General features: G+C 48.0%; 18 protein-coding genes and 1 pseudogene. 13 read left to right on the forward strand and 6 right to left on the reverse strand.

Annotated features, from left to right (window positions below; all coding sequences use genetic code 11):
• The 3 genes from BLW34_RS11435 to BLW34_RS11445 all read left to right on the forward strand — a co-directional run.
• A partial coding sequence (locus tag BLW34_RS11435; protein WP_256203766.1) for a helicase-related protein occupies positions 1-533 on the forward strand: 533 nt, incomplete at its 5' end.
• A gap of 57 nt (positions 534-590) precedes the next feature.
• Entirely contained in the window at positions 591-1,034 is a 444-nt protein-coding gene (locus BLW34_RS11440) for an RQC domain-containing protein (protein WP_090579662.1), read from the forward strand.
• Between the two features lie 468 nt (positions 1,035-1,502).
• Positions 1,503-2,693 carry a porin gene (locus BLW34_RS11445; RefSeq protein WP_090579665.1) on the forward strand — a complete coding sequence of 397 codons (1,191 nt, stop codon included), beginning with the start codon at positions 1,503-1,505 and terminating at the stop codon, positions 2,691-2,693.
• Between the two features lie 127 nt (positions 2,694-2,820).
• Here the strand turns inward: BLW34_RS11445 and BLW34_RS11450 are convergent, their stop codons facing one another.
• Positions 2,821-4,314 (reverse strand): helicase HerA-like domain-containing protein, encoded by a 1,494-nt coding sequence (locus BLW34_RS11450; protein ID WP_090579668.1) that lies wholly within the window; start codon positions 4,312-4,314, stop codon positions 2,821-2,823.
• 218 nt (positions 4,315-4,532) lie between these two features.
• Here BLW34_RS11450 and BLW34_RS11455 point away from each other — a divergent pair, with 218 nt between their 5' ends.
• From BLW34_RS11455 to BLW34_RS11480, 6 genes are all read left to right on the forward strand, one after another.
• A complete protein-coding gene (locus BLW34_RS11455; RefSeq protein WP_090579671.1) occupies positions 4,533-6,065 on the forward strand; it encodes an ABC transporter permease in 1,533 nt (510 codons plus the stop codon).
• Positions 6,062-8,122, forward strand: a complete 2,061-nt coding sequence (locus BLW34_RS11460; RefSeq protein WP_090579674.1) for an ABC transporter ATP-binding protein — start codon at positions 6,062-6,064, stop codon at positions 8,120-8,122. The genes BLW34_RS11455 and BLW34_RS11460 overlap by 4 nt, the downstream gene beginning before the upstream one ends.
• A gap of 9 nt (positions 8,123-8,131) precedes the next feature.
• Positions 8,132-9,745, forward strand: coding sequence for a peptide chain release factor 3 (locus tag BLW34_RS11465; RefSeq protein WP_090579677.1), 1,614 nt, complete (start codon positions 8,132-8,134; stop codon positions 9,743-9,745).
• A gap of 229 nt (positions 9,746-9,974) precedes the next feature.
• Positions 9,975-10,457: a hypothetical protein gene (locus BLW34_RS11470; RefSeq protein ID WP_090579680.1), complete on the forward strand. Its 483-nt coding sequence runs from the start codon at positions 9,975-9,977 to the stop codon at positions 10,455-10,457.
• 15 nt (positions 10,458-10,472) lie between these two features.
• Entirely contained in the window at positions 10,473-11,015 is a 543-nt protein-coding gene (locus BLW34_RS11475; protein WP_090579683.1) for a YMGG-like glycine zipper-containing protein, read from the forward strand.
• A 76-nt stretch (positions 11,016-11,091) separates the two neighbouring features.
• On the forward strand, positions 11,092-11,328 hold the full coding sequence (locus tag BLW34_RS11480; RefSeq protein ID WP_090579686.1) for a thioredoxin family protein: 237 nt from the start codon (positions 11,092-11,094) through the stop codon (positions 11,326-11,328).
• 79 nt (positions 11,329-11,407) lie between these two features.
• Here the strand turns inward: BLW34_RS11480 and BLW34_RS11485 are convergent, their stop codons facing one another.
• Positions 11,408-13,018, reverse strand: coding sequence for an NAD-dependent malic enzyme (locus tag BLW34_RS11485; protein ID WP_090579689.1), 1,611 nt, complete (start codon positions 13,016-13,018; stop codon positions 11,408-11,410).
• Positions 13,019-13,328: 310 nt separating this feature from the next.
• Between BLW34_RS11485 and BLW34_RS11490 the strand changes: the two genes are divergently transcribed.
• The 4 genes from BLW34_RS11490 (at position 13,329) to lspA (ending at position 18,136) form a co-directional block, all read left to right on the forward strand.
• Entirely contained in the window at positions 13,329-13,760 is a 432-nt protein-coding gene (locus BLW34_RS11490) for a group III truncated hemoglobin (protein WP_090543622.1), read from the forward strand.
• 74 nt (positions 13,761-13,834) lie between these two features.
• Positions 13,835-14,794, forward strand: a complete 960-nt coding sequence (locus BLW34_RS11495) for a bifunctional riboflavin kinase/FAD synthetase (RefSeq protein ID WP_090579692.1) — start codon at positions 13,835-13,837, stop codon at positions 14,792-14,794.
• Positions 14,795-14,814: 20 nt separating this feature from the next.
• Positions 14,815-17,634 (forward strand): isoleucine--tRNA ligase, encoded by a 2,820-nt coding sequence (gene ileS, locus BLW34_RS11500; RefSeq protein ID WP_090579695.1) that lies wholly within the window; start codon positions 14,815-14,817, stop codon positions 17,632-17,634.
• A gap of 37 nt (positions 17,635-17,671) precedes the next feature.
• Positions 17,672-18,136: a signal peptidase II gene (gene lspA, locus BLW34_RS11505; RefSeq protein ID WP_090543646.1), complete on the forward strand. Its 465-nt coding sequence runs from the start codon at positions 17,672-17,674 to the stop codon at positions 18,134-18,136.
• A gap of 72 nt (positions 18,137-18,208) precedes the next feature.
• On the opposite strand, the pseudogene BLW34_RS11510 reads toward lspA, so the two are convergent.
• The 4 genes and pseudogenes from BLW34_RS11510 to BLW34_RS11525 all read right to left on the reverse strand — a co-directional run bounded on the left by BLW34_RS11510 (position 18,209) and on the right by BLW34_RS11525 (position 21,802).
• Positions 18,209-18,598, reverse strand: a pseudogene (locus tag BLW34_RS11510) (YchJ family protein).
• Positions 18,599-18,757: 159 nt separating this feature from the next.
• The gene (locus BLW34_RS11515; protein WP_090579697.1) at positions 18,758-19,327 is read right to left on the reverse strand and encodes a hypothetical protein; all 570 of its coding nucleotides are present in this window, start codon (positions 19,325-19,327) and stop codon (positions 18,758-18,760) included.
• A gap of 463 nt (positions 19,328-19,790) precedes the next feature.
• Complete coding sequence (locus BLW34_RS11520) at positions 19,791-21,377, reverse strand: bifunctional aminoglycoside phosphotransferase/ATP-binding protein (protein ID WP_090579701.1); 1,587 nt, start codon at positions 21,375-21,377, stop codon at positions 19,791-19,793.
• Between the two features lie 26 nt (positions 21,378-21,403).
• Positions 21,404-21,802 carry a TraR/DksA family transcriptional regulator gene (locus tag BLW34_RS11525; protein ID WP_090579703.1) on the reverse strand — a complete coding sequence of 133 codons (399 nt, stop codon included), beginning with the start codon at positions 21,800-21,802 and terminating at the stop codon, positions 21,404-21,406.
• Positions 21,803-21,941: the final 139 nt, after the last annotated feature.

Below are 21,941 nucleotides of genomic sequence, written 5' to 3' on the forward strand. Positions count from 1 at the left end.
CTCTGACAAAAGTCGTCAATCGCACAAAAAATCGCTATAGTATCCATAAGAACCTGACTCCTCATCGTGATGAAACCCTTTTCCAAAATAGCTTCATCATAATAAGGAATTCAGATTCTTTTTACTGCTTTTCTTACGCCGAACTCACGTTATTAAAGTTTATTCGAACTGAACATGCAGGAGATGCCGGTATCGTTTACTGCCAGTCACGCAAGAAAGTTGAAGAAACATCAGTGTGGCTAACTAAAAATAGCATTTCAGCAACCCCCTATCACGCTGGCATGGATACCCAAACGCGCATCGAACATCAGGAGAAATTTTTACGTGAAGAAGATATCGTGACGGTTGCCACGACAGCTTTTGGCTTAGGAATTGATAAACCAGATGTACGTTTTGTTGCACACCTGGATTTGCCAAAAAGCGCGGAAAGTTACTATCAGGAGACCAGTCGAGCAGGTCGTGGTGGACGGACTGCTAATGCGTGGATGTTTGATGGGTCAGGAGATGTCATGCAGCTTGATGGAACGCTCTGAGGCTAAACCCAAGTTTAAACATATCATGGCTTTTCCAAGCTCGATGCGTTACTCGCATTGTGCGAGGCAACGACTTGCTGCAGGGCACGACTACTTGATTATTTTGGTGAGACCATGGCTGACGTCACATGTGGCAACTGTGATATTTGCCATCACCCTCCGGCGGTTTGGGACGGAACAATCGTAGCGCAAAAAGCACTACCCTGCGCTAATCGGAGCGGCCAGCACTTCAACACAGAACATTTGATCTATGTGTTACATAGGGAATCATATATCGAGAGTGTAAGACAGCAGAAATATGACAAAATCAGCACTTTTGGTATCGGCAAAGAGCTTAACGAAAGAGAATGGCATGCAGTTTTCCAGCAATTAACAGCTAACAGCTCTTGGATATCTTGCTTGGGACAGCCAAGACCATCGCTTGCTTCGCCTTACCCCTGCTTGTCATGCTGCATTGAAAGGAGAGCAAATTATTCAGCCGTGACTTTCTTCCAAACGTAAACCGAATACTTCGGCACGACCCATGCATGACTCCATTTTGTCAAACTCCCAGAGCTTATAAAAGCACCGTAACGAACGGCCTGAAAGCAAGATGAACGGAACACACATTAATGAAAAAACAAACTATCCAGGACCAACTATGCTTGTTGCTCCGGATTAGCGTATCAATCTTCACATTCGGATGTGAGAATACTTGATATAGTAAATGAAAGAACAAACTTGTTTTTAGATACTTTTTTCTAGAAAACGATCTTACAGAATATTCTCATGTTGCACAAAAGCAACACAATGTTGCTTAAAATCGAAAATTTGATTGTTTTTTGTTGCGTCACTGATTTGTGTTGGGCACAATCTGCCTAACCTTTCCAGCTCGGAAGGCCTGGATAATAAGAAGCACTCAATAAGAATGAGATTGATAGATTTTAAGCATGACGACCCCGTCGTTTTAATTTTAAAGGAGAGTTTCACATGAAAAAGAAACTAATCGCGTTAGTGGTAGCGGGTGCACTTGCAGCTCCCGTAGTTGCCGCAGCACAAGGAACACATGTAACCATTTTTGGGCGAATTCAAGCTGAGTACGCCACGGTTGACACTGATGGCAATGGTGCTCAGACAGGCGTTCTTGACGATGCAGCACAATCACGCTGGGGTCTGCAGGTTGCCGAAGACCTTGGAATGGGTCTCAGAGCAATGGGACGTGTTGAATTCGGGTTTAATCCAGGTGCCGGCACTAATCAAACAGCGCGGGAGCAATGGGTTGGTCTTGGCGGCAATGAATGGGGTGAAGTGAAATTTGGCCGGGTCCAATCACCCTTTAAGGATTTCGCAGGTGGTCACACGATTGATCCTTTTGCCTATACCAGCCTGCATGCCAATGGTAGTGGCGGTCTGATGACCGCAAACCTAAACGGTTTTGGAGCGGGCGACAATAGCTTCGTCAACAGCGCGGTACGCTACGATTCACCTCTGGTTGAAGGTTTTTCAATGTCAGCTCTGTTGATGCCAGGCGATGCTAGAAAACTGGATCCGGTATTAGGTGCCGATGGACGCAACTCCGGTGGTGAGGATGGCGAATGGGACTTCCAGGTTGCAGGTAAATACAGCGCCCAGATCGATGCACTCGGTTTTGACATTTTTGGTGGTTATTCACGTGATAACATCAGCAATCGCATGAAATCGTTAGGTAATGTACTCAATGACGAGGAAATCTGGCGTGGTGGTGCCTTGATCTCTTTTGCGGATCTGCGTGTTCGTGGGCAGTATGAATATGTTAACAATGCTAATCCTTTAGGCGGCGCAGCCTCCTGTACTGATGCTGCTGCTTTCGGATCAGCTATTGGTTCAATTACTCTTGATGGACGCGGTCAATGTAATTCGGCTATGAACGCCAATGGCGATGGCTATCTCTGGATGGCAGGCGTCGATTATACGATCGGCAACACCATGCTAGTAGCACAGGGCGGTATGACCCATGCCTACAAACTAGCTGGTGTAGCTGGCTCAAAAGATGTCCAAAACATTACTGCCGGCGTCATTCATAGCCTGAGCAAACGTTCCAGTCTGTTTGGTGGGTATCAGCGTGTCTGGGTAGATGACAAAAATCTTGTGGCAGATGCAGACCGCAATGTTTATTCAGTAGGGATGCGTCACGACTTCTAATCCAGTCCGGATCAGGCAAAAAAAGGGTACCCTGTGGGGGTACCCTTTTTTATTGCAAGTAACGCTTACAGCAGAGAAATATACCTACTAGGTAACACGCTTGGTAATCCAGCACAGCATTTTGCAATCAGCGACGATTCTTGCCCAGAATGGAGCCGAGTATCCCCCGCAAAATCTGCCTTCCAATTTCACCGCCCACAGTCCGGGCAGCACTTTTAGCCACTGTTTCTATAATTCCTTGGGGTTGGCGTCCTGATCGTTTGCTATTCCCCTCTCCACCTAGCATGTCACGCCAGTCAAACCCATGATCGCCCTCTGACTGTATTTCTTTACCAGCCTTCCTTTCAACCTGCTCTTTCAGAATTTCATAGGCCGATTCGCGATCAATAGTTTCCTCATAGTATCCATAGAAACCAGAGTTACGAATGATTTTCTGCCGCTCCTGATCGGTTACCGGACCAAGGCGACTCATGGGCGGAAAGATTTTGCCAATCTCAACTGGATGAGGGCGCCCCTTCTCATCCAGAAAAGAAACCAATGCTTCGCCCACTCCCAATTCAGTAATCGCCGTTTCAACATTGATATTAGGGTTCGAGCGGAATGTTTGTGCAGCAGCTTTAACCGCTTTCTGATCTCTGGGTGTAAATGCACGTAATGCATGCTGAATACGATTGCCAAGCTGCCCAAGTATTTTGTCAGGAATATCCAGTGGATTCTGACTGACAAAATAGATGCCCACTGCTTTCGAACGGATCAATCGTACCACCTGCTCGATTTTATCCAGCAGAACTTTAGGCGCATCGTTGAACAATAAATGGGCTTCATCGAAGAAAAATACCAGCTTAGGTTTGTCGAGATCTCCTACCTCAGCAAGATTCTCGTATAACTCCGAAAGCAACCAGAGCAATAAGGTAGCATAAAGACGAGGCGTGTTATGTAGCGTCTCAGCCGATAAAATATTGATCACACCCCGTCCATTTTCATTAGTTTGCATGAGGTCTGCAAAATTGAACATTGGCTCACCAAACAGATGCTCGCCTCCTTCATGCTCCAATTGCAATAACCCCCGCTGGATAGCACCTACGCTTGCGGCTGAGATATTGCCATATTCTACTATTAGCTTTTGAGCATTCTGCGAAGCATACTGTAGCATGGCACGCAGATCTTTCAGATCCAGTAATAGCCAGCCCTGATCATCCGCAGCCTTGAACACTGCTGTCAATACACCCGTTTGGGTATCATTGAGATTGAGTATACGTGAGAGCAACAAGGGCCCCATATCTGAAACCGTTGCGCGCATGGGATGCCCTTTCTGACCGAAAACATCCCAATAAACAACCGGGTTATCAGCATATTCAATAGTTGTTAAGCCGAGCTCCTTCGCTCGTGCTGCTACTTTTATATTGCCGCCACCGATCTGGCCAAGTCCTGACAGATCTCCTTTGATATCTGCCATGAACACGGGGATACCGGCCTGGGAGAATTGTTCGGCCAGAACCTGTAAAGTCACGGTCTTACCTGTGCCCGTCGCCCCGGCAATGAGGCCATGCCGATTGGCCATAGGAAGCAAGAGATCAAGTGTCGATCCTTTAGACTGCGCTATGATTAACCTATCACTCATGATTTGATTAAGTATGGATTAAAAGAATCAGATTTATCTTCAACGAATAACTTGTGAGTCTATCGACAACTGAATCTTATCAGCTGAAATATTCCTTGCCTACTTGCCTGACTTGGCTACAACAGAAATAGTTGTGCCCGCACTGTAAAACCTGCAAGTAAATTACACTACAATACTCAATCGATTACTTTCAGTCATCATCAACATTTCAAATTATCATGCCTTTCGATCCGGTTATTCTTTGGACTGATGCATTAGTCTACTTACTCGTGGCTGTTGTGATCACCATTGGCTGGTATATACAACATCACTCGCATCTGCTCACGCCCTGGCGGCGGGCAACACATAGCGCAAGCGGCATGGCTGCCCTTACCGTTCTGGTTATTTTTATCTTAATCGGACTGCTCGATACTATCCATTTCCGTCCCGCACTAGACAATACTTCCGATAAGTCTGGTGAAAAAATTTACAGTGTGGAAGTGTTGAGTCTTTTTGATATCATTGCGACGCCGTTACGCACCCGTGTGGAAAAAACATACTCGGCCCCCCTTTCAGCTCACCTCTACGCAAAAGAAACCGTGGAATTAGCTGATGGCAGTCAAGCACGGGAATTTACCAGACTGATATATGGTGGCGCGCACTTAGAGGAACCCGAAACGCAACGAATAAATGATATCACCAAGCGAGCCATAACGGGTGCGGGATGGGGATTACTGGCCTGGAGTACGATTGTGGTTAGTTTGGGTATGCTATTAGCCAGGCAGAATAATATAAGTTTTTTGCAAATGCAGTCCGCAATCTGGCGTGGCGTTACCGAAACACCCTGGTATGCCATCATGATTACGCTAGGGCTGATAGCTGTCCTGCTAGGCATGATCGTTGCACTATCCGCCCATTACCATGTGCTGGGAACCGACAAGGTTGGACAAGATGTGCTGTATCAATCACTCAAAAGTATTCGCACCGGACTCTTGATTGGTACGCTGACCACCCTGATCATGCTACCTTTCGCTCTTTTATTAGGGATCGCGGCTGGTTATTTCCGCGGTTGGGTCGATGATATTATTCAATATACCTACACGACATTAAGCTCGATCCCCAGCGTTTTGCTCATTGCTGCCGCAGTACTGATGATGCAGGTATACATCGAAATCCACCCCGAAATATTTGATACTGCTTCAGCGCGCGCTGATTTACGCTTACTGTTTCTTTGTATCATACTCGGCATCACCAGTTGGACAGGACTGTGCCGGTTATTGCGCGGAGAAACCCTCAAATTACGTGAAATGGAATATATCCAGGCTGCGCACGCATTTGCTGTTTCACATTGGCGGATTATCAGTCGCCATATTCTTCCCAACGTCATGCATATCGTTCTGATCACTATTGTCATGGATTTCAGTGGTCTGGTGCTGGCGGAAGCTGTGCTTTCTTATGTAGGCGTCGGCGTTGATCCTTCCATGATTAGCTTTGGGACCATGATCAATGCAGCAAGGCTGGAAATGGCGCGGGAACCCATGGTATGGTGGACGCTGCTCGCAGCATTTGGATTCATGTTTATACTGGTGTTAAGCGCAAACCTTTTTGCCGATGCGGTTCAGAACGCCTTTAACCCACGCATCAGAACGCTATCAGAAAAAGCCAGCCAGTCATCTTATCAAGCAGGTAACATGCCGCAGTCAAATACTCGCTCACCCCGCACGGCTACTTCCGCTATCTCTTCCGAAGCAAAGGATACCGCACACCCATGATGCCACTGCTGGAAATCGAGAGACTCAAAACGATTCTGAATACCGGCCCGAAACCTGTTCGTGCAGTAGATGGACTGGGACTAAAAATTTTCAAAGGCGAAACATTCGCCCTCCTCGGAGAATCAGGTTGTGGCAAGTCCATGACGGCCCTTTCTATCATGCGTCTGCTGCCGGAAACAGCAGAGATTATTGAGGGCCATATCAAGATTGATGGTAATGATTTACTTCTTTTACCGGAAACGGATATGCGGAAAGTGCGCGGCAAGCGTATTAGCATGATTTTTCAGGAACCGATGCTTAGCCTGAATCCAGTGATGACCATCGCATCACAAATTGAAGAAGTACTGAAGCAACATTTTGATTTGCATCGCACCGACATCCAAAAACGCATACTGGATATATTGCAGCAGGTGGGCATCCCGGATGCCTCGCGCCGCATGGCTGAATATCCCTTCCAGTTCTCCGGTGGAATGAAACAACGTGTGATGATTGCCATGGCGCTCGCTGGAGAGCCAGAGCTCCTCATCGCCGACGAGCCGACTACTGCACTGGACGTTACTATCCAGGCGCAAGTACTTGATCTCATGCGTGAACTACAGCAACGCACTGACATGGCGATTCTGCTCATTACGCATGATTTGGGAGTCGTCGCAGAAATGGCGCATCGCATTGCCGTCATGTACGCTGGAGAAATTATCGAGACCGCAACGCGTGAAGATTTCTTTCAGCGACCTGCCCACCCTTACTCCCAGAAATTATTCGCGGCATTACCGACGAGAAGCAAGCGCAATCGGGGTTTGGCTGTGATCAGCGGAAATGTTCCTCCCCTGTCACAAGTATTCCAAGGCTGTCGTTTCGCGGATCGCTGTGATCATGCATGGGAATTATGCCGTCAAACAGTACCGGAGTGGATTGAAATAGCAGCTGATCATCGGGTAAAGTGCCACCTTTTCAGCGAACAAAAAGAATCAAAAGATCAGGCCAAGATACCACCAGAAACAGCCTCGTCCGCCGATGCTGATTACGCAGCACCTCATCAAGACGCTGAATTGCTAAACGTTACCGATCTCAAGATTCATTTTCCTATCCACAAAGGCTTACTCAAACACATCGCTGGATACGTCAAAGCAGTAGATGGCATTTCACTAACGATTGCACCGGGAAAAACGCTTGCGTTAGTGGGTGAATCGGGCTGTGGCAAAACCACGGTAGGCAAAGGAATTTGCCAGCTCATCCCAACCACGGCAGGGAGCGTACAGTTCAATGGCTCTGAACTCACAGGATTGGCACGCAATCATCTACGTAAGAAACGCGCTGAATTTCAGATTATTTTTCAGGATCCCTACTCATCCCTTAACCCAAGAATGCGCATCATCGAAATCCTTGAAGAAGGCATGAATCCACTGGATTGTGATCGCCATGACAAAATAAAATCAAATCAAAAAGAAAATAAAGTTGATGAGCTCTTGCAGCGTGTGGGCTTGCCAGCAGAAGCAAAATGGCGTTACCCGCATGAGTTCTCTGGGGGCCAGCGCCAGCGGATTGCAATTGCACGTGCCTTGGCAGTTAACCCCAGATTATTGATTTGTGATGAACCGACAAGTGCGCTCGATGTTTCCGTACAAGCACAAATCCTGAATCTGCTCAGAACTTTACAGCAAAACCTAGGTCTTGCTTATTTATTCATTACGCACAATATATCGGTAGTAGAATACCTGGCCGATGAAGTGGCAGTCATGTATCTGGGAAGAATTGTCGAAAAAGGCCATGTGGATGAGGTGCTGAATGCACCTAAACATCCTTATACCCAGGCACTTCTGTCATCGGTGCCGGTGATTGAAGCAGCATCCAAGCGAGAAAGTATTCACCTGAAAGGCGAATTACCTTCCCCTACGAACACGCCATCAGGCTGCTACTTTCATCCTCGTTGTCCCTATGTAATGCCAATCTGCCGGGAAATCTATCCGGATAAGAGTACATTTAGTGCAACACATAGCGCACATTGCTACCTTTATGCGCAGAACCAGAATTCAGCAGAACCAGATAATAAGTATTAAGGATTTTCAATAATGATTGACCAAGAAGTAAAACGACGCCGCACATTCGCCATTATTTCCCACCCGGATGCAGGCAAAACCACGTTAACCGAAAAATTGCTTATGTTTGCGGGAGCAATCCATATCGCAGGCAGTGTCAAGGCTCGTAAAGCGAGCCGCCATGCCACTTCTGACTGGATGGAAATCGAAAAGCAACGGGGTATTTCGGTTGCAAGCTCAGTAATGCAAATGGAATATCGGGATCATGTCATCAATTTACTTGATACACCCGGCCACCAGGATTTCTCTGAAGATACTTACCGCGTTCTCACTGCCGTAGATGCCGCATTAATGGTCATTGATGCCGCTAATGGTGTGGAAGCTCAAACCCTGCGCCTACTGGAAGTATGCCGGGCCCGTAACACACCTATCCTCACTTTCATCAACAAAATGGATCGTGAAGTACGTAACCCGCTTGATCTTATCGACGAAATTGAGCGCACACTCGATATGACCACCATTCCCTTTACCTGGCCAATAGGAATGGGCAAGCAATTTCATGGTGTATTTGATCTGCAGCATCATTGCATGCGCCTATTCCGCCCGGGTGCTGATCGCGTGGAAAATGAAGATGAAATGATCATCAGAAATTTAGGTGATGAAGCAATGACTGAGCGTTTTGGCGAGAGATTCATTGAAGCACGGCAAGAAATTGATTTGATTCGTGGCGTATCTCCAGAATTCGATCGCGCTGCTTTTCTTGCTGGCGAGCAAACACCCGTATTTTTTGGTTCAGCCATCAATAATTTTGGTGTGCGTGAAATTCTTGATGCGCTCATCGATCTGGCTCCTCCCCCAGGGTCGCGTAAAGCCATTCAGCGTGAAGTACCGCCGGCTGAACCTAAATTCTCCGGGGTCGTTTTCAAAATCCAGGCCAATATGAATCCAGCACACCGTGATCGTATTGCGTTTGTACGTATCTGCTCGGGAGAATTCAAACGTGGAATGAATCTCAAGGTTGTCCGTAGCGGCAAAGAAGTGCGCACCAGCACCGTTGTTTCATTCCTCTCGCAACGACGCGAGCTCCTTGAAACCGCGTATCCAGGAGATATTATCGGTATTCCCAATCATGGGACATTGCAGCTAGGTGACACTCTTACCGAAGGGGAAGCGCTCCATTTCACCGGCTTACCCTTCTTTGCGCCCGAAATATTCCAGACGGTTGAAATTGCTGATCCAATGCGTAGCAAACAACTCAAATTAGGACTGACGCAATTAGGCGAGGAAGGCGCGATACAGGTTTTCCGCCCCCACATAGGCAGTACCTTGTTACTGGGAGCTGTGGGAAATCTGCAGTTTGAAGTGGTAACGCATAGACTGCAACACGAATACGGTGTAGATGCGCGCATTGCCTCTGCCAAATATCAATTGGCCCGCTGGGTTACCGCTGATGATCCCAAGGAACTACAACGCTTCATCGATTCAAATGCGCACCGTATTGCTTATGACGCGGTCGACGCGCCTACATTTCTGGCTTCCTTCGCTGCGGAATTAAGTGTCGCGAAGGAGAACTGGCCTGCTATCTGCTTTCACAAAATGCGAGAGCATGCTGGATTGGTATTTCAAAGTCATGCGAGCAATTGAGAAAGAACCGACCTTCGGATTACTCAAATTAATTCCTACCCTCGAGTCACCTAAAGCCACAAAAATACCCCATGCTTTGAAACTTCAAATATATTTGTCTCTTTTCTTAGCTTTCTATAATGTTGGGAAACTTTAATGAAACCAGCCCATCAAATTCTGGTTATTTAAAATAAAAATAGCTTACTCGGAAGCTAGATCGAGTTATCTGTAGGATACGATGGAGATTTTCATGAGAAAGATCAGCTTTCCTTACTTAACGATTGCTTTTCTCGCAATGGTGTTGAATGAGGCAGCATGGGCAGATCGCAGTCATAATTATTATCGCAGTCACAATCATTCCCATGGGCATAGTCACCACTCCAATAGATATAGTTTTAGCTTAGGATTAGGATTGGGTTACGGTACATCGACGTTTGGCTACTATGGAGGCCGTGGCAGTGGTTTTTATGGTAGTTATTCTTTTGGCTATCCTTATTATCCTTATTATTATAGACCCTATTATGGAGGATATGCGCCGCCTCCATACTATCCACCTGTCGTTGTCGTTCCTGCAACCCCGCCGGTTTATATCCAGCAACCCAGCCCCATACAATCCCCCCCACCCCCGCAAACCAATTACTGGCATTATTGTGAAAACCCGTCAGGCTATTATCCTTATGTCAAAAAATGTCCAGGTGGGTGGCTAAAAGTTGCTCCCCAACCGACAGAATAATTTAAGGAGCTATTCATGGAAAAAATTTCCAGATTAACTTATTTCTTGCCGCCGCTTTTGCTTGCCGCATGTGTACATATACCCAGTGGTCCGAGTGTTATGGTACTGCCAGGTGCTGGTAAAAACTTTGATCAGTTTCGTAGTGATGATTATCTGTGCAAGCAATATGCTAGCCAGCAAAGTGATGGTCAGACACCTAGACAAGCTTCCGTATCCAGCGGAATGGAAAGTGCGGCAGTAGGCGCTGCGCTGGGTGCAGCTGCAGGTGCCGCGTTCGGAGGTGGGCGTGGAGCGGCAATTGGCGCGGGCAGTGGCTTGCTGGCAGGCAGTTTAAGTGGCAGCGAGACAGCTCGAACCTCTGGATATATTAGTCAACAGCGTTATGATATGTCTTATATTCAGTGTATGTATGCAAGTGGCCATCGTGTCCCGGTAGCAGGGCAGTTTTTGAATGATCCTTACGTGAGTCAAACTACTGGCCCTGCTATTCAACCCTCAGCAAGAAACATACCGCCACCACCACCTGGCAATCCCCCTCCCCCTCCCTCAGCAGATTAATCCAGAAACAATTCTCTTGTGTGATAAAATGCGCGGGCGATTTGTGTAAACAATCAATGTTAAAAGGAGTCTTATAATGGCAGCAAAAGCTATTTTTTATCATGCCGGTTGCCCGGTATGTGTTGCAGCAGAAGATGCTGTAGCCAACGCAATTGATCGTTCAAAATATGATGTTGAAATTGTGCATCTGGGCACTGACAAATCCCGGATTGGCGAAGCAGAAGCAGCTGGAGTCAAATCGGTTCCGGCACTTGTGATGGATGGTGCAGCATTTCATATCAACTTTGGCGCCAGTATTGACGATCTGAAATGATGCATTAGTTGTACTCAAGGCTGTTAGCAGAACCCCCAGAGATGGGGGTTTTTATTCTGGCCCAGCACACCGATGGAATTCAATAATCGGGTTCATACATTAGTGATCGGACGTATGTTGCAAGATCCTCGGGAAGCGTGTTCTCTGTTAGTCCTTCTTGTTGGGCAATCCGGCAAACAGCAACTGCAATGGTGTGAGAAACGCTGCGAACGCGGTTAAGTGTTGGATAAATTGCGCCTGCCTTGATCTCCTCTGGCAAAACCATGTCTGCGAGTACCTTGGCAGCAGCCAGAAACATACTGTCTGTAACGAGCCGTGCTCGACTAGCTATCACACCGAGACCAATGCCTGGAAAGATATAGGCATTATTCCCCTGAGCCGGTTTGAACAGCTTTTCACCCAGCCTGAAGACTGGAAAAGGGCTGCCACTGGCAAAGATAGCCCGTCCGTCAGTCCATCGATAGGCTTCTTCAGCAGTACATTCCGTGTGAGAAGTCGGATTGGACAGCGCGATAATAACCGGGCGTTCATTGAATTCCGCCATTTTTCTAATAATCGCTTCATGAAATGTCCCTGCCACACCCGTCGCGCCGATCAGTACGTCTGGCCGAATACTTTCGATCGCCTCAAGAAAATTTACTGGAGCATGTTCGTGGGCAAAAGGCTGAATAGGTGATTTAAACTGCTCTCGACTTGATACCACTAATCCTTGCCTATCCACAAACCAAAGTCTTGACCTTGCAAACTCCTCGCTAAGACCGGCTGCACAAAATGCCGGGACCATCAATTCAGCGATACCGCTTGCTGCAGAACCCGTCCCGAGTAGCATAATGTTTAGATCGGTAAATCGCTTGCGCGTGATGCGGCAAGAGGTATAAACACCCGCCAGTGTAACCGCCGCCGTACCTTGAATATCGTCATTAAAACAGCGCACCCGTTTTCGATAACGATCGAGAAGCTCAAAAGCATGCCGACTCTGAAAATCTTCGAATTGAATCAATGCGTTGGGAAATTTTATCCGAACAGCCTGGATAAATTCATCAATCAATGACAAATAAGCATCTCCAGTTAGCCGGGGATAAGGGTAACCCAAATAAAGCAAATCTTCGCGCAAAGGTTGATTATTCGTCCCGACATCGAGCATCATAGGCAAGCAGTGCGCCGGATGGATACCTGCACAGGCCACATACAAAGCGGTCTTGCCTATCGAGATTCCCATGCCGTTAGCGCCCAAATCACCAAGTCCCAATATCCTCCCGCCATCGGTGACCACAATGATACGCACATCCGTCTCATGCCAGTTACCAAGTATCGAGGCAATCTCGCCCCGATCATCTGGTGTAATGTAAAAACCCTGCGGATTTCTGAATATATGAGCAAATTCCTTACAGGCCTCTCCTACGGTGGGGGTATAAACCAGGGGCATGATCTCATCGATATGGTCGATCATCGTCCGGTAAAATAATCGCTGATTCCGTTCCCGCAAGCTATTTAGAAAGATGTATTTTTCGATATCGCTGTTCTTCAGGCGAAGATTACCTAACACGCGTTCCTGCTGCGTTTTGATATTCGCTACCTGATAAGGCAGCAAGCCACGCAGACCAAACTGATTTCGTTCTTCGCGCGAAAAAGCAGTTGATTTATTTTGAGCTGGATCATCCAGCAGTGATTTACCTCGCAATAGCTTCATCTCGATAGCCTTTTCAGCGTCTGTAAAACTGCTTTGAATTGCTTTGTTATACTTGTATTGATTTTCGCCATTTTCTACCCATCATAGTATTTTGACGAGAAACTTGCGATCCCTACTCTTGAATGACTATCTAACCAGTTTTCTAACATCAAATCCGTGGTTAGACAATCTATACAGTAACCGATAAACTAAAGGTAAAATTCAAAAACAAAGGTATATATTTATCATCACACGTATTGCAGCATACGTCGAGACCAAAAAGACTGATCTTACGCCGTTGCATGGTAATTTTTAATCTATAAATAGAGTTATGACATCATTTTCCGTACCTACACCTAATCCAGACCTATACACTGAAGAAGAAATCTCACGATTAGTCCACGATTTTTATGCGAAAGCGAGAAAAGACCCTGATCTTGGGCCGATTTTTGAAGAGCACGTTATTGACTGGGATGCTCATTTTGTTCAAATGACTAACTTCTGGTCGGCTCAATTGCGAGGCACCAGCCGCTTCCGGGGCGCTCCCATGCCTAAACATATTGCTCTTCCGGAACTGAATGCGGATCTATTTAAACGATGGTTGCAACTATTTAGGGAAACCACGCATGAATTGGGTAACTCCGTATTGAAGCATCACGCAGATACCGTTGCCACTTTTATTGCAGGCAGATTATGGCTTGGCTATCAGATGAGCAACTTTCCAGATCGACAACCTATGGAACTTTTTGCTGAAGCGCATTGATTTAGTCAAATACGCCGTGCCCGATCATTTCAAGTCGTAGCTTCGACATCCAACCCATTAATCCACTCGGTATCATGCAAGTTTGCAGAAAGGCTTCTGCTAGACCAGAAGTACCTATGGCATTGACTATAGGCAATTTTGATGGCGTGCATTTAGGCCATCAGGCCATGCTTGCACGTCTGAAACAGGCAGCCGATCAACTGAATATAGCTTCCTGTGTCATGACATTTGAGCCGCATCCGCGTGAATTTCTTGCTCCTGGTCAGGCACCCACACGCCTTACGAGTTTACGCGAGAAATTGGAGTTACTGGCAGAATCTGGCGTCGATCGCGTGCAGATTTACCGCTTCAACCATGATTTCGCAAAAATCGGTACAGAATCATTCATGGCACGCACCCTTCAACGAGAGCTTGCTGTTCGCTGGCTACTGGTAGGAGATGATTTTCGTTTTGGCGCACAGCGCGCGGGTAATGTAGACATGCTAAGAACATTCTCTCAAAGAGAGGGCAGTTTTGAAGTAGAAATCATGCCTGATTTTAGTGTGAATGGCTTACGCGTATCGAGTACTGCTGTACGGGAAGCATTAGCTTATGGCAATCTGAATCTCGCTAAACAGCTACTAGGACGACCCTATAGTATCAGTGGACGCGTCGTGGATGGTGATAAACTGGGGAAGCAAATTGGATTTCCCACAGCCAACATCCAATTGAAACATAATCGTCCGCCGCTGATGGGTATTTTCGTGGTAGAAGTCAGTAGCCAATCCGGCTCCGCTCTGCCTGCAACGATGCGCGGTGTGGCAAGTCTAGGTATACGACCGACTACTCATGCGATGAGTAAACCTGTTCTGGAAGTTCATTTGTTTGATTTCTGCAAGGAAATTTATGGCCATCATTTACGCGTGCATTTCCTGCATAAGCTCAGAGATGAAGAAAAATACCCTGATTTAGATACATTGATCAGACAAATAAAGCGAGACGTTGAAAACGCAAAAGACTATTTTATGGCCCAAGCAGACCTTACTTCATCGTAAAAAAACTGGATCAACATTCCATGACTGATTACAAAAAAACGCTCAACTTACCCGATACTCCTTTTCCGATGCGCGGCGATCTTGCCAAGCGGGAGCCAGGCATGCTTAAAGCCTGGCAAGAGAAACAGCTCTATCAGAAAATTCGTGCCGCCTGCCAAGGTCGTCCCAAATTTATTCTGCACGACGGCCCACCCTATGCCAATGGAGATATTCATATCGGTCACGCCGTCAATAAGATCCTCAAGGACATCATCATCAAAAGCAAAACACTGGAAGGCTTTGATGCACCTTATGTTCCGGGTTGGGATTGTCATGGGTTGCCCATTGAGCATCAGATCGAAAAAAAACATGGCAAGAATCTTCCGGCGGATCAAGTACGTAAACTCTGCCGCGCTTTCGCCCAAGAGCAAGTCGAGCGGCAAAAGGCTGATTTCATTCGCCTGGGCGTACTGGGCGATTGGGAGCATCCCTATCTCACCATGAATTATCAAACCGAGGCCGGCATCATTCGGGCGCTTGGTAAAATTTATGAAAATGGTTATCTCTATCAAGGGCAAAAGCCGGTTAACTGGTGTATCGATTGTGGTTCAGCACTGGCAGAAGCAGAAGTTGATTACGAAAATAAAACCTCACCTGCGATTGATGTTGGCTTTGAAATCGTTTGCGATCACGTTGCCGAACACCCGCTTGCCAAACCATTCGCGCTATCGATACCGGCAGACAAAAAAGCTTACGCGGTCATCTGGACCACTACCCCATGGACCTTGCCCGCCAACCAGGCCGTTTGTGTGCATCCAGACTTCGATTATGAATTGATTAATACCCCGCATGGATTATTGATCTTGGCCGCCGGGCTCAAGCAAGCTTGTTTAACGCGCTATCAATCCGAAGGTGAAACGCTGGCCACCTGCAAAGGGCGCGACCTGGAGCATCTGCCACTCCGCCATCCATTCGATACGCGCAACGTCACCATCATCTGTGGCAAGCACGTCACGCTGGAAGCTGGCACGGGCTTGGTCCACACTGCGCCTGCCCATGGTTTGGATGACTACTTCATTGGTCAGCAATATGGGTTACCCAGCGATAGTCCGGTCGGGGGAGATGGTAAATTCATCAGCACTACGCCACTGGTAGGTGGCCTGTTTGTCTGGAAAGCCAATGATATCCTCATCGATGCCCTCAGAACCAGTCAGCATTTGTTGCATATGGAAAGAATCGAGCACAGTTACCCGCACTGCTGGCGGCACAAAACACCGATCATTTTCCGCTCGACACCGCAGTGGTTTATCGGCATGAATGCGACACACAGCACGAGTACCTCCCAAGAGGGAATACCACTGCGTGCGCTCGCCAAGAAAGCCGTCGACGCGACCACTTTCTTCCCGGCGTGGGGACGGGCGCGTCTGGAAGCGATGATCAGAAATCGTCCGGATTGGTGCATCTCGCGTCAGCGGAACTGGGGTGTTCCCATGACATTCTTCGTACACAAGGAAACCCACGCTTTGCATCCCCGTACGCCCGAATTACTGGAAGCTGTCGCTCATGAAGTAGAAAAATACGGCATCGAAGCCTGGTTCAAGCTCGATGCCGCCTCGTTGCTGGGTGATGAAGCCAAGGACTATCAGAAGTTGAGCGATACGCTGGATGTCTGGTTTGATTCCGGCACTACACATGACACCGTACTCAAGCACACTTCGCAACTCAATCATCCGGCTGATCTTTATCTGGAGGGCTCAGATCAGCATCGCGGCTGGTTCCAGTCCTCATTGCTGACAGGCTGCGCCATGGATGGCCACGCCCCTTATCGCGCTTTGCTGACACACGGCTTCGTCGTGGATGGTCAGGGCCACAAAATGAGCAAATCCAAGGGAAATGTGATCGCACCGCAAAAAGTGGTGGATACTTTGGGTGCGGATATCTTGCGTCTGTGGGTCGCTTCGACTGATTACTCGGGCGAGCTATTCATATCTGATGAAATCCTTAAGCGCACTGTCGAAACCTATCGGCGTATCCGCAACACCCTGCGCTTTCTGTTAGCCAATCTGGCCGATTTTGACCCAGCTACGGATGGCCTGCCAATCGATAACTGGCTGGAAATCGATCGTTATATGCTGGCTTATACCGAAACGCTGCAAAATGATTTAACCGCACTCTATCAGCGCTATGAGTTTCACCAGATCGTGCACACATTACATAATTTCTGCTCGGAAGATTTAGGTGGATTCTATCTGGATATCCTGAAAGACCGCCTGTATACCACCGCAGCCAAGAGTGGGTCACGCCGCTCCGCCCAGAGTGCGTTATATCATATCACCCACAGTCTGGTGCGCTTGTTTGCCCCGATTCTAAGTTTCACCGCTGAAGAAGTCTGGGAACAGTTAACAACCATACCGGGCGACAGTGTGCTTTTGCATGCCTGGCACCGTTTTCCCACCCACGCGCAATCGACAGCGGAAACTGACATGTTGCTCCAGCGCTGGAACCGGCTGCGCCAACTACGCTCACGCGTGCAGAAAAAATTGGAGGAAGCGCGTGCGCAAGGCGCTATCGGCTCATCCCTGGCCGCTATTGTAGATATCCATGCAACGGGAGAAGATTTCACATTGCTCAACTCACTCGGGAATGATCTGCGCTTTGTCATGATTACCTCGGAAGTACGCCTGCACCAGGCGCCCACCGCCGAGGAAGACAATATCACGGTAACGGCCAGCTTACATGCCAAATGTGAGCGCTGCTGGCATTATCGCCAGGATGTCGGTCACAACGCGGATTATCCTACCCTGTGTAATCGATGCATATCCAATCTTCATGGGGCGGGAGAGTTACGGCATCACGCCTAATTTTTTAATCTTATTCGCTGATAACAACACCTATCCAATGAAGCTCTATTACAGCCTGACAATTGCATTGATCGTTTTAACTCTAGATTTAGCCACCAAGTACTGGATTGAGTCCAACTTGGTCTATGGTCAGCAGATTCCGGTCATTCCCTTTTTTAATTTGGTGCTTACTTACAATACTGGAGCAGCCTTCAGCTTCCTGAACGATGCAGCTGGCTGGCAACGCTGGTTCTTGAGCGGCATTGCATTGATTGCGTCAATAGTGATTATTTTTCTATTGCGTAAACACGCAAATGACAAACTGTTTTGTATCGCCCTGAGCTTTATTCTAGGAGGTGCGTTAGGAAATTTATGGGATCGCATCACCCTTGGGCATGTAGTCGATTTTCTCGATTTCTACCTTAGCAACTATCACTGGCCTGCATTTAATATTGCAGATTCGGCGATTTCTATCGGAGCAGGATTACTGATTTATGATAGTTTCCGCTCGAAAAATTCGTAAAGCGCCACAAAAGAATGCTTTTCTTCAGAAATTGTCGATTGACAGTTTTGTCATAGTGATATGTTTCCAACCTTAGAGGATATCGCCATCCACATAGAACCACTGCTCTGCCTTGCACACAAAGCGGCTGATTTCATGTAGCCGGTGAGCACGGCCACCCACTTTGTAGCGTGCGATAAACTCAACTACCGCCTGATCTGATCCCTGTTATTCATGGCGCTTCACTTCAAGACCCAGCCATTTACTGCGTGGTTCACTTGCCAATTCAAGTGAGATAGGACGTGTACTGTGATACCAAGTAGCCAAAAGATAATCTTCGCGACCAAGTGTATAGGCGGTGTAGCGTGAACGCATCAATATTTCTGCAGTGGGCGCAATCTCGCCTTTGTCCAGATAACGGCCACAACATTCAATGTATTTCTTATTGCTGCCACACGGACAGTGTATCGTTTTTGTATCCATATAAAGCCGGAAGATTCATTCCTGAAGTTATTCTATCTGACGATATAAACATCAATTGGAAGAAGTGGCTCACCCTTCACATGCCTTTTCTACTCTTAGGCCACCCGGGAAGGCTGATCGGAGTGCTGTCCCACACCGTTCCAAGAAAAACCAAAAATTTCATAAGCTTTCTAATACAGGAATAAAGTTCGCGGTGAAGCACCAAGGGGTTAGGCACTTTGAAGTGGTTCGTTCGATCAGCACAATATGGTGTCCAATAAGTTCACAAAGACGAGTACTAATCGAAGCTTCAGTAAGAGACTTACGAAAGTCATTAAGTAGTGTCTTGATTTCGGAAAGCGCCTCAGACGAGATTTCAGTCTCTTCGTCCGGAAGGATCTCGGTGCAGAAAGCCAATGCAAGTAACGTTTCCTGCCGGAGATGCTGTTTGACCTGACTCCAGGATGCACCTAGCAACATAGGGGAAAGAGAGCACTCAATGTTTGTTAGCGCCCCAGAATACAGGGACTCACTGAAGTTTGTGGATTGCATCCAGACACTAACCACCCCCAACTCGCGATGCAGCCAGCCAAGGCGCTCCGATACTTGGGTTGCCCGCTTGTTCGGATTTGACTCGTTGACGCCAAGTATCTTGGCCCATGCTTCAAGAACTTGTATGTTGTTCTGGAAGTGCTCCGCCTGTCGGAGGAGGTCTTGCAGTCGCATAGCTGAGTTGAGGTGCTTTGGCATATAGTCAGGTACCTAATAAGTAATTATCAAATTTCCGCTTATCTACCATACTCAAGAATAAGAAACAATTAATTCGTGATGTTAGTCAGCTTTGCTACCTGTACATCCGTCCGAAATGGAACGATAAGCAATTCCATAAATCATGACAGACTGGAAGTACAACTACGAAGATGGTGCAGGCCTAGCTTTTATTAGCTAAAACTTATTATCCACAATTTTCGTGGATAAGGCTGTGGGTAACTGTCTTATGTCAAAGCGGGAGAAGGAGTATTCAGAGTGCTTCAAAAAGATCCTGAACACCTTCCCAACAGCAAGATGTCATGAGACACTTCTTCCATTGCAACACACTGCGGCACTAAACAGGTAGTGCCTAAGCCATCGCTTGCCTCTTGGTTATTGATCTGTTCCGGGTTCTATAAACGAATCTAGCTGATACTCAACTGAGCGCTGCCCTGCCAGCAAGTTACCTATTTGACCCAGCCGGATCATTGACAGCGGCCTCTAGTCGTGCTGCCACGGATGCAACAGTGGTCGCCTCTACCACCCAGCGCGCTTCATCAGCCGTCAGCGGTTCCTGGGTTTTCAACTGCAGCTCCAGCACAGAAATATCCGCCTCGGAAGCATCTCTACCCGCCTTGCTGCGAGCTTGAACGCGCTGTCTGAGCAATGCTTCCGGCACGGCAAAATCCAGGAGGTAAAATACCGCTGCGCAACGCGCAGCAAGCTGCTGGAATAACTCACGTTGCCAGCGCGCGATGAAGGTAGCATCTACCAGTACGTGCCAACCTGAGTTCAGCAGCGTCTCGGCAAGTTCTACCAGATAGTCATAGGTGCGCCGGGAAAACTCCTGGCGGTAAATACCGCCTTCAACTGATGAACCGCTTTTGGCCAGCGCATCCAGACCCGCCAGGCGTTTGCGTTCAATGTCGGAGCGCAGGCTGATCATTTCAAATTGCATGATCAGCTGCTGACTGAACAGGGTCTTGCCCGAACCTGATAAACCATGGGTGATCACTAAAATGGGTTTTTCCGGACGAGTGAGTCTGCCAGCCAAGCGAAGATAAGCCAGCCCCTGTTGCCTCTCGTGTTGCGTCTGTTCTGGAGATAAATCCGGCTGGCTTGCGCGGATAAACGCGACTTTGGCGCGTACCATGGCGCGGTAAACCGTGTAGTAGCGCATGAGCCTCATGCCTGCATAATCGCCGGTGCGCTCCAGGTAGCGGTTGAGAAAGCGCGAGGCGAGATCACGATGGTCACGATACCGCAAATCCATGTAGCAGAATGCGACTTCTGACATGACATCGATCCAGCGCAACGCCGGATTGAATTCGATGCAATCAAAAATCAGTAATTCCCCCGCTTGCCAGGCCATGTTGCCGAGGTGCAGATCGCCATGGCATTCCCGCACATAGCCTTGTGTCCGGCGCTGGTTAAAATCGGGCAATAGCCTGCTGTGCTCGGCAACGCTCCATTGCCGAATAATCTCCAGCCAGTTAAGTGCTTCGGAATGCTCGCCAGCCTGCAGCGCGATTTGTTCGAAGTTTTGGGCAACCGGCTGCCAGAGGGTTGCTGCCCCGCCCCATGGTGAATCTGCTGATGCAGTTGGGATCTGCGCGTGGAAGTCTGCCAGGGCAGCGGCGATCGCATCGACCTGCTGCACCGATAAGGGGGCCAGATCATCGAGCCGGTCCAGGGTTGATGCTGGATCGAACTGGCTCATTTTGACGGCATAATCCAGTACCGGACCCGGACCGTTGATACGGGGCGCCGACGCTTCTCCGTTAAAGGTGACAACTGCAAGGTAAACAGCCGGTGCGAGCCTGCGGTTAAGCCGCAGCTCTTCCTCACAGGAGAAGCGGCGCTTGTCCAGCGTGCTGAAGTCGAGAAAGCCGAGATTCAGCGGTTTCTTCAGCTTGTAGACGAAATCGCCTGTGAGCAGCACATGGGAAATATGCGTTTCCACATGCTGAATGCGCTTGACCGGATGGGGATAACGCCCAGGATCAAGTAGCGCTTCAATCAGTTGGTTTTGTGTGCTGTCTTCTGTCATGCCGCCGTAGCCACTTATTCACAGCATCAGAGACTTGGGCGCCCCTCATGCGCATACATCTGCTCATGCCTTTCCTGGCAGCTCACACACCGCATGGCCGTCGGGTAAGCCAGCAGGCGTTGCAAACCGATTTCTCTGCCGCAATCGATACATTCATTCAGGTTGCTTTCCCTGGTTTGCGCCAATTTGGCTTCGATCTCGCGCAGCTCGTTGATTTGGCGGTCTACCCGCACAATGTTCAGATCAGCCAGCACATCAGCCAGCGATATATCACAGCTATCTCCTGGGTCATTACCCATGATAGCGGCCAAGTGCTGATTCTCGCGTTCGTCGAGTTCATTGCGGACTTCTTCGAGCAATACCTGTTGGTGTTCGCGTAATTTATTTTCGATCGATTCGATGTCGTTCTGGGTCAGTTGCGTCATGGTTTACCTTCCCGCTTTTCTGGCAAAAAAAAGAATTATCTCCTTTTAATCAAGAAGGCGCACAGCAAAATAACTCGTTGTGAACAAAGGATACTCATATTGACCACCACTTTCGGCTGATCACGCCTGATAAGGCGAT

Source organism: Nitrosomonas sp. Nm58, assembly GCF_900107335.1.
Classification (GTDB): domain Bacteria; phylum Pseudomonadota; class Gammaproteobacteria; order Burkholderiales; family Nitrosomonadaceae; genus Nitrosomonas.